The sequence below is a fragment of the Actinotalea sp. JY-7885 genome, from assembly GCF_014525465.1.
GTDB lineage: Bacteria > Actinomycetota > Actinomycetes > Actinomycetales > Cellulomonadaceae > Actinotalea.
This window is the reverse complement of sequence record NZ_JACEXH010000181.1, coordinates 1-6196: the sequence shown is the minus strand read 5'-3', so window position 1 is coordinate 6196 and position 6196 is coordinate 1. Positions and strand designations below refer to the sequence as shown.

6 protein-coding genes are annotated in these 6196 nt (G+C 74.3%); 2 read left to right on the top strand and 4 right to left on the bottom strand.

The window, feature by feature from the left end:
- Positions 1 to 899: hypothetical protein (locus IDM29_RS13980; protein ID WP_188037661.1), on the top strand; the 899-nt coding region annotated here is incomplete at its 5' end.
- Between the two features lie 24 nt (positions 900 to 923).
- Here IDM29_RS13980 and IDM29_RS13975 read toward each other — a convergent pair.
- From IDM29_RS13975 to fdxA, 3 genes are all read right to left on the bottom strand, one after another.
- Positions 924 to 2231 carry a citrate synthase gene (locus tag IDM29_RS13975; protein ID WP_182113324.1) on the bottom strand — a complete coding sequence of 436 codons (1308 nt, stop codon included), beginning with the start codon at positions 2229 to 2231 and terminating at the stop codon, positions 924 to 926.
- A gap of 249 nt (positions 2232 to 2480) precedes the next feature.
- A complete protein-coding gene (gene dapC / locus IDM29_RS13970; protein ID WP_182113323.1) occupies positions 2481 to 3608 on the bottom strand; it encodes a succinyldiaminopimelate transaminase in 1128 nt (375 codons plus the stop codon).
- A 47-nt stretch (positions 3609 to 3655) separates the two neighbouring features.
- Entirely contained in the window at positions 3656 to 3982 is a 327-nt protein-coding gene (fdxA, locus tag IDM29_RS13965; RefSeq protein WP_182113322.1) for a ferredoxin, read from the bottom strand.
- Positions 3983 to 4054: 72 nt separating this feature from the next.
- On the opposite strand from fdxA, the gene IDM29_RS13960 reads away from it, so the two are divergent.
- Positions 4055 to 4309 (top strand): hypothetical protein, encoded by a 255-nt coding sequence (locus IDM29_RS13960; RefSeq protein ID WP_182113321.1) that lies wholly within the window; start codon positions 4055 to 4057, stop codon positions 4307 to 4309.
- A 6-nt stretch (positions 4310 to 4315) separates the two neighbouring features.
- On the opposite strand, the gene IDM29_RS13955 is transcribed toward IDM29_RS13960, so the two are convergent.
- The coding region (locus IDM29_RS13955) for a VanW family protein (RefSeq protein WP_188037660.1) at positions 4316 to 6196 on the bottom strand (1881 nt) is incomplete at its 5' end.

Here is a 6196-nt window from a genome sequence, read left to right as displayed (position 1 = left end):
CGCGCGGACGAGCGCCCCGCCGCCGCGGCCGGGTCGTGCGCGCGGTCGCCGGGACGGCGGCCTTCGCCGCCGTGGCCACCGGGGCCGGCCTCGGGGTCGCCGCCTACCTGGGACACCTGGACACCGAGCCGCTCGTGGTGCGCTGCGCCGCGACGCTCGAGGGCACCGACTGGTACCTCGAGACCGACCAGGCGGACACCGCGGCGCTGCTCGCGGCCACGAGCGTGCGGCGTGGCCTGCCGGCGCGCGCCACGACGATCGCCATCGCGACCGGCATGCAGGAGTCCCGGCTCCGCAACATCGACTACGGGGACCGCGACTCGCTCGGCATCTTCCAGCAGCGGCCCTCGCAGGGCTGGGGCACCCCCGAGCAGGTGATGGACCCCGTCTACGCCACGAACGCGTTCTACGACGGCCTCGTGAAGGTCGCCGGCTACGAGGAGATGGCCGTCACGGAGGCCGCGCAGGCCGTCCAGCGGTCGGGCTTCCCCGACGCGTACGCGCAGCACGAGGCGTCCGCGCGCGCGTGGGCCTCGGCGATGTACGGCTACGCGCCGGGCGCCCTCACGTGCACCCTGCCGCCGCCCGAGGCTGCGGGTGACCCCGCGGCGATGGCCGCCAGGGTCGAGCGCGACCTCGGGGGCCTGCCGCTGACGCACGGCGCCGCGGACGAGGGCGGGGCAACGCTGGACGTCGACGCCGGCGTGCTCGGGTCCGACGAGGACGCCGAGCGCATGGCCTGGATCGTGGCCCACTGGGCCGTCTCGGTGGCCGCCCCGCACGACGTCGTGCTGGTCCAGCACGGCGCCACGGCGTGGGACCGCGACGGCGGCGCCTGGGACGCCGCGGAGGGTGACCCGGTGCCGACAGGCGTCGTCCGGATCACCCTCGCGGGCTGAGCCCTCAGCGGGCTCGGCGGGGCGTCAGCGGGACTCGACCGGCGCGTAGTCGCGCGTGGTCGGGCCCGTGTAGATCTGCCGCGGGCGGCCGATCTTCGTCTGCGGGTCCGTCATCATCTCGCGCCACTGCGCGATCCAGCCCGGCATCCGGCCGACCGCGAAGAGCGGCGTGAACATCTGCGTCGGGAAGCCCATCGCCTTGTAGAGCAGGCCCGTGTAGAAGTCGACGTTCGGGTAGAGCTTGCGCTCGATGAAGTACTCGTCGTTGAGCGCGATCTCCTCCAGGCCCATGGCGATGTCGAGGAGGTCGTCGCGGGCGCCGAGCGCCTGCAGGACGTCGTCCGCGGCCTTCTTCACGATGGCGGCGCGGGGGTCGTAGTTCTTGTAGACCCGGTGGCCGAAGCCCATCAGGCGGACGCCGTCCTCCTTGTTCTTCACGCGGCGCATGAAGTCGCTGGCGTCGCCGCCGCCCTGCTGGATCTCGGTGAGCATCCGCAGGACCGCCTCGTTGGCGCCGCCGTGCAGCGGGCCCGAGAGGGCGTTGATGCCGGCCGAGACGGAGGCGTAGAGGTTGGCGTGGCTCGAGCCGACGATGCGCACCGTCGACGTCGAGCAGTTCTGCTCGTGGTCGGCGTGGAGCAGGAGCAGCACGTCGAGCGCCTTGACCATGGCCGGGTCGACGTCGTACGGCGTGCCGTTGGGCTGGAACGCCATCCGCAGGAAGTCCGCGACGTAGCCGCGACCGCGGTCCGGGCCGATCATCTCCTGGCCGAGCGCGCGCCGGTGGGCGTAGGCGGCGATCGTCGGGGTCTTCGCGAGGAGCAGCACCGTCGCGAGCTCGACGGTGGCCGGGTCGAACGGGTCGACGCTCTCCGGGTAGTAGCCCGGCAGGGCGGACACGGCGCTCGACAGGACGGCCATGGGGTGCGCGTTCGTCGGGAAGGCACCGATGAGCGCCTTGAAGTTGTCGTGCAGGTGCGTGTGGCGCTCGATGCGCTCCACGAAGCCGGAGAGCTGGTCCGCGGACGGGAGCTCGCCGTGCGTCAGGAGGTAGGCCACCTCGAGGAAGGACGACTGCTCGGCGAGCTGCTCGATCGGGTACCCGCGGTAGAGCAGGACGCCCTCGTCGCCGTCGATGTAGGTGATCTCCGACTCGCACGACGCGGTGTTCATGAAGCCGGGGTCGACGGTCACCAGACCGGTCTGCTTGAGCAGCGACGACACGACGATCCCGTCGTTGCCGATCGCGGCGTCGACCACGGGGAGCTCGACGTTCTTCTCGCCGATCTTGAGCTCGACGGGGCTGGTCCGGCTCGTCGCAGTCTCGGTCATGGGGTTCCTCCTCGAGGGGACCGCACGCTGGGGTGTACCTCGGCGTAGCAGTCCTGACGTGCGTGATGGCCCTCGTCGGCCAGGATGACGGTACCTGCGACGTGCGCCGGCCACCTCATCGAGAAGGGGCCGAACGTCCCGAGAGCGGCGTGATGCCTGTCACACCGGGCCGGTGCGACGGGCCTCGCGCGGGCTCCCCACCCCGCCGAATCCTCTTGGTGGGGTCAAATCTGGGTCAAGCGTAGCGCCTCAGGCCCCGGTGAGGCGAGCAGCCGCGCGCGCGACGTCGTCGTCGGAGGCGGTCAGGGCGATGCGCACGTGCCGCGCCCCCGCCGGGCCGTAGAAGGCTCCCGGCGCGACCAGGATCCCGAGGTCGGCGAGGTCCGCCACGGTCCCCCAGCAGTCCTGGCCCGCGCCGGCGGCCCGGGCCCACAGGTACAGGCCGGCGTCGGAGCCGTCGACCTCCAGACCGGCGGCCTGCACGGCGTCGCGCAGCACCGTGCGACGACGGCGGTACCGCTGACGCTGGGCGTCGACGTGCGCGTCGTCGGACAGGGCGGCGATCATGGCCGCCTGGACCGGCGCGGGCACCATCATCCCGGCGTGGCGGCGCAGCTCCACGAGCGGTGCGACCACAGCGGGGTCGCCCGCCACCCACGCCGCGCGGTACCCGGCGAGGTTGGACTGCTTCGACAGCGAGTGCACCGCGAGCACGCCCGCGTGGCTGCCACCCGTGACGCGGGGGTCGAGGACGCTCGGGACGCCGTCCGCGGTCCAGGGGCGCTCCCAGGGCAGCAGCGCGTAGCACTCGTCGCCGGCCACGACGGCGCCGATGCGCCGCGCGGCCTCGACGACCTCGCGCAGCTGCTCGACGCCCAGCACGCGACCCGTGGGGTTGCCCGGCGAGTTCACCCACACCAGGCGGACGTCGCCGCGGTCGGCCCAGGCGGCGACGTCGTCGGCCGGCAGCGGCTGCGCGCCCGCGAGGCGCGCGCCCACGTCGTAGGTCGGGTAGGCGGTCTCGGGGTGGACGACCACGTCGCCCGCGCCGAGGCCGAGCATCGACGGGAGCCACGCGACGAGCTCCTTGGAGCCCACCGTGGGCAGGACGGCGGCCGGGTCGAGGTCCGGGACGCCGCGGCGGCGGGCGTACCAGGCGGCGACGGCCTCGCGCAGGGCGGCAGGCCCGTGGACGGTCGGGTACCCCGGCGCGTCGGCGGCCGCGGCGAGCGCGTCCTGGACGACGGCGGGGGTGGGGTCGACGGGGGTGCCGACCGAGAGGTCGACGATGCCGTCGGGGTGGGCACGCGCCGTCGCCGCGTACGGCGCGAGCGTGTCCCAGGGGAACTCGGGCAGGTCGGTGGTGCGCAGGCCCACTCAGACCGCCCGGCGCCCGGTCGCGCGCCGGCGGGCCAGCGTCGTGCTCACGCGGTGCCGTTCTGCGGCGGCAGCACGGCGATGATCGGGTGGTCGCGGTCGATCTCGCCGAGCTTGGCGGCGCCACCGGGCGAGCCCAGGACGTCGAAGAACTCGACGTTGGCCTTGTAGTACTCGCTCCACTGCCCGGGGACGTCGTCCTCGTAGTAGATGGCCTCGACGGGGCAGACCGGCTCGCACGCGCCGCAGTCGACGCACTCGTCGGGGTGGATGTACAGCGACCGCTTGCCCTCGTAGATGCAGTCGACCGGACACTCCTCGATGCAGGCCTTGTCCTTGACGTCCACACACGGCTGGGCGATCACGTAGGTCACTGGTGGTCCCTCCAGAGGCGGCTGCCTGGTCGGCGAGGTGGGCGCTGGCGCGCCGCGCCTAGTATCCCCCACGTGCCCCCCTCTCCGCCGCCCGGCCCACCACCCGGTCCGTGGACCGCGTGGCCCGTCGGCGCGCGGGTCGTCGTCCGGCGCCGCCTGCCCGAGGGTGGCTTCACCGACGTGCTGGGCGAGCTCCTCGCGGCCGACGCGGCGCACGTGGTGGTGCGCACGCGCCGCGGCGACGTGGACGTGCCCGCGCCCGACATCGCGCTGGGCAAGGTCGTCCCGCCCGCGCCGGCGCGCCGGGAGCGGCCGCGCGGCGACTGACGCGGCTCAGCCGGCGGGCGGCGGCCCGCAGACGACCTGGTTCTGCGGGCGGTAGGTGACCGGCCACGACCGCTCCTCGTGGACCACGCCGTCGCGCGAGACCTTCCGGTACACCGTGACCCGGAAGCCCCCGTTGCCGGCCGACTGCGGCTCGCAGCGCGGGTCCTGGGAGTACGTCGTCGTCGGCGAGACCTGGTTGGAACGAGCGCTCGTGCTGTGCTCGACCGTCCAGTACTTGGTGCTCCAGATCCGCACGTGCGTCTTGCCGTCCCCGACCCACGCCTGCACCAGCGCGCCGTAGGGCGTGTTGTTCTTCCACTTCATGTCGAGCGTGGGGATGAAGATCGTCGCCTCCCGACCCTCGGGGTAGCGGCTGAACCACTCGCTGTGGGGCTTGTGCTCGACGTCCTCGTAGCCCGCCAGGAACGCGGCGTTGTACGTCGTCGTCGAGAGCTGCGAGAGGCCGCCGCCCCACGCGTCCTGGTGGAGGCCGTTGACGATGGCCCCCGCCTGGTGGAAGCCGTGGGCGCCGTCGACCGGGCCGAGCGCCTCGATCAGGCTGAACGTCTCCCCCGGCCGGACCAGCGTGCCGTTGATCTTCGCGGCGCCGTTGATGAGGTTCTGGGTGCGGACGTAGTCGTTGGTCAGGTTCGTGGAGAACTCCCCCACGACCTCGACGACGCCCAGGGCCTGGAGCTCGGCCTCGCCCTGCGTGGGAGCGACCTGGACGAGCTCGACGGGCGCGGTGCGGTCGGCGCCGGTGCCCGCCTCGGCGACGGCCGACGCCAGAGCGGCCGGGTCGATCGTGGTGCCGGGCGTCCCGGGCACGATGACCGGCACGCCGTCCTGGAACGCGAAGGAGCCGTCGGAGGGGTTGGTGAGCAGGCCGGTCGTCCGGGCCGTGACCTCCTCGACGAGGGCCTCGCCGTTCATCACGAGCTCGAGCCGCGAGCCCTCCGGCACGAACGACGCGGTCGACGCGAGCACGTCGGGCGGCAGCTCGGCGAGCTGGTCGGCGATCGCGACCACGACGGGCGCCGCGACGAGCGGGCGGGCCACCTCCGCGAGCGCGCGGTCGACCTCGTCCTGCCCGATCTCCGGCTCGGCGACCTCCGTGGGCAGCTCGAGCGGGCGTGCCGCGGTGAGCCAGCCCTCGAGGACCGTCTCGGTGGCCTCGTCGGGGTCGATCGCGATCCCCTCGACGGGGGCGGTCGTCGCCGGCTGGCCGTCGACGAACAGGACCGTGCCGTCGACGGGCTCCACGCGGAGCGCGGCCGCGGCGTCCTCGACCGCGCTGCCGAGCGCGTCCTCGTCGACGTCGGTCACCGGCGCGGCGGGTCCGGCGCCGAAGACCTGCTGCCACAGGCGCTGCGGCCGCAGGTCGAAGCCCGTGACGGACGCGACGGTCGCCGGGGCGTCGAGGGAGAGCCCCGCGACGGCGGGGTCGATGGTGGTCCGGTTCTCGCCGGCGGCGACGGGGATCGGCTCCGTGGTCGCAGCGGCGAGCGCGTCGGTGAGCGTCTCCTGGGCCGTTGCGGCGTCCAGGCCGCCGATCTCCACGCCGGCCACCGTCGTGCCCGGCGGCACGCGATCGGCCCAGAACCAGAGCGCACCGACGTACGCCCCGGCGAGGACGACGACGACGGCCGCCGCGATGCCGAGCGCACGCGGCCACCGCCGACGCCGCGTCTCCTCCTCGAACCCGTCGATCGGCGATCCGCTGCGGGTACCGGCGTCGGGCCCCGACGGGGGCACCACCTGCGTCTGGTCGCCGGCGGGCTCGCTCGGCGGCTCCGTGGTCGGTTCGCCGCCCGTCCCGGACGGCGCCCCCGGCTGGTCGGGGGCGGCCGGCCCGGACGCCGCGGGCGCGGCAGCGTCGGCGCCCTC